This window comes from Micromonospora foliorum, from assembly GCF_022229015.1.
Taxonomy (GTDB): Bacteria; Actinomycetota; Actinomycetes; order Mycobacteriales; family Micromonosporaceae; genus Micromonospora; species Micromonospora foliorum.
Genome location: NZ_JAKKFF010000412.1, coordinates 1 through 2,488 on the forward strand (window position 1 = coordinate 1; position 2,488 = coordinate 2,488).

3 protein-coding genes and 1 pseudogene are annotated in these 2,488 nt (G+C 74.4%); 3 read left to right on the forward strand and 1 reads right to left on the reverse strand.

Translation table 11 applies throughout. The features are described from left to right. Positions 1 to 16: 16 nt before the first annotated feature. Positions 17 to 316, reverse strand: coding sequence for an arginase family protein (locus PSH25_RS26060; RefSeq protein ID WP_238661561.1), 300 nt, complete (start codon positions 314 to 316; stop codon positions 17 to 19). A gap of 191 nt (positions 317 to 507) precedes the next feature. Here PSH25_RS26060 and PSH25_RS26065 point away from each other — a divergent pair, with 191 nt between their 5' ends. The 3 genes and pseudogenes from PSH25_RS26065 to PSH25_RS26075 form a co-directional block, all read left to right on the forward strand. Next, complete coding sequence (locus PSH25_RS26065; protein WP_165947858.1) at positions 508 to 657, forward strand: hypothetical protein; 150 nt, start codon at positions 508 to 510, stop codon at positions 655 to 657. Between the two features lie 17 nt (positions 658 to 674). Further along, entirely contained in the window at positions 675 to 2,105 is a 1,431-nt protein-coding gene (locus PSH25_RS26070) for a class I SAM-dependent methyltransferase (protein ID WP_238661562.1), read from the forward strand. Next, positions 2,098 to 2,488 (forward strand): annotated as a pseudogene (locus tag PSH25_RS26075) (sulfatase-like hydrolase/transferase); the annotation flags it as partial. The gene PSH25_RS26070 and the pseudogene PSH25_RS26075, both read left to right, overlap by 8 nt.

The following is a 2,488-nucleotide window of genomic DNA, read 5'->3' on the forward strand; positions in this document are numbered from 1 at the left end:
GCTGGGGCAGGGCCCGTCAGATGCGTCGACTGATCGCGACGTCCCCGCCGCGACCCAGGGGGGGGGCGCCGTCCGCGCGGGGCGCGCATATCCGAGCGGCGATGGCGCCCCCGGCCCGGACCAGGCCCGCCGCGCCGATCACCCCGCTCGCCGGGTCGCGGTTCGGGTCGCGCAACCGGGCCTCGTCGATCTGCCCGTCGTCGTCGGCGGCCAGGGCCTCGCGCAGGCCGGCCCGGCGCAGCGCGGCGGGGGCCCGCTCCTCGCCGCGGCCAGCGCCGGAGGAGTCCAGCGGCGCGTCCACCATCATCCAGCGCACGTCCGCAGCGTACCGGCGCGGTCCGCCGTCCCGGCCGCATTCTGTGGCGAGGCTGGGAGTACGCCGATGTGCCCTCGACGGCGTCAGCGACCGGCGTACGGTGATGGACAAGTCCGGCTTTCTGGGTCAAAAGCCTCATCGGTGTATGCCCGGGACGCCGGTGTCGAGGCGGCGAGGGCAAGGAGCGATCGGTGGAACATCTGGCCTACCTGGACGCGGGGTCCGGCAGCCTGATCGTGCAGGCGGTCGTCGGCGGGGTGGCTGGCGCCGCGGTCGCCGCGAAGCTCTACTGGCGACGACTGGTCGACCGGTTCCGCCGGCAGCCCACCGACCAGCGCTGAGCGGGCCAGGCCCCACGATGGCGATCTCACCCACCGGGGTACGGCCCGAGCCGGCCTCCTTCCGTGACCCGGCCAACCGGGTCTTCCACGTCGGCGACGAGGTGCTGCGCGGGCTGGACCCCCAGGCCGCCGAGCACTGGCGGGCACTGACCGGCAGCACGTTCTTCCCGGCGCTCGTCGCCGCGCGCAAGGTCTGCGCCACCGAGGACGCCCCGCCGACCCTGGTGCCCGCCACGGCCGGCACGCCGTGGGCCGCCGTGCTGCGCCACGAGCGCATCCCGTTCGTCTCCCACCCGTACGAGTGGTCGTTCAGCATGCTGCGCGACGCCGCCCTGCTGCACCTGGAGATCCTGAACGCCGCGCTCCGCGAGGGCTTCACCACCAAGGACGGCTCGGCGTACAACCTCCAGTGGCGTGGCGCCGCACCGGTCTTCATCGACATCGGCTCCTTCGAGCCGGTCCGCGACGGCGAACCGTGGGCCGGCTACCGGCAGTTCTGCCAGACCGTGCTCTACCCGCTGATGCTCACCGCCCACCTGGGCGTCGACTTCCAGCCGTGGCTGCGCGCCCGGGTCGACGGTATCGAGGCCGACGAGCTGCGGCCGCTCTTCAACGGGGCCCGCCGGCTGCGCCCCGGCGTGCTGACCCACCTGCACCTGCACGGGGCCATGCAGCAGCGTAACGCCGCCGCCAGCACCAGCGAGGTACGCGACCAACTGCGCGCCGCCGGGTTCTCCCGGGAGTTGCTGCTCGCCACCGTGCGCGGCATCGAGAAACTGGTCCGCAAGCTGGACCGCCGCCCGCCCGAGAGCCACTGGTCGGACTACCAACGCACCTGCGGCTACTCGGCCCGCGACCGGGTGGCGAAGGAGCAGTTCGTGGCCACCTCGGTGGCCGCCGGCACCCGCCCCCGCCTGGTGCTCGACCTCGGCGCCAACGACGGCCGGTACTCCCGGCTGGCGGCCGGTCACGCCGACTACGTGGTCGCCGTCGAGCAGGACCCGGCCGTCGTCGACGAGCTGTACCGACGGCTGCGCTCCGAGGGTCAGCGTCGCATCCTGCCGCTGGTGCTGGACCTGGCCGACCCCTCACCAGGTGGCGGCTGGCGGGGCGTCGAGCGGGCCGGCTTCGCCGAGCGGGCGTCCGCCGACGTGGTGCTCGCCCTGGCCGTGGTGCACCACCTGGCGATCGGGCGCAACGTGCCGCTGCCGGAGGTCATCGACTGGCTGGCCGGGCTGACCGCGCCGGGCGGCGCGGTGGTGGTGGAGTTCGTCCACCCGGAGGACCCGATGGCGACCCGGCTGCTGGCCAACAAGCCCGCCGGTCTGTTCCCGGACTACCGACGCGACACCTTCGAGACGCTGCTCGCCGCCCGGGGACGGATCGCCGACCGGCTGGAACTGCCCTCCGGCACCCGCACGCTCTACCGGACGGTGATGGGTGGCTGAACCGCGGTGGGAGCGCGGCTGGCGCGGCGAGCTGGGTCGACTGCTGGAAATCGTCGCGCTGGTCGGTCTCGTGGTCACCCAGCCACTGCTGGACGTGCTCGGTCGCAGCCCCGACTTCTTCCTCTTCCACCGCGCCGACCCGGCCCAGATCCTGCTGCTGGTCGCCCTGGTGACGGTGCTCCCCACAGTCGCGGTGGCGCTGCTCGGCGCGCTCAGCCGACTCGCCGGCCGGACCGCCCGCGCCATCACCCACACCGGGCTGGTCGGGCTGCTGGTCGCCGCCCTCGCCGTGCAGGTGGGTCGGCACGTGACGCCGCTTCGGGGCGTACCCCTGCTGCTGGTGGCCCTGCTGGCCGGAGCCGCCGGCGCGGCCGCACGCCGGC

Excerpts from the sequence above, each read along its gene's own strand:
- PSH25_RS26070 (WP_238661562.1), top strand. The coding sequence starts at position 675 with ATGGCGATCTCACCCACCGGGGTACGGCCCGAGCCGGCCTCCTTCCGT.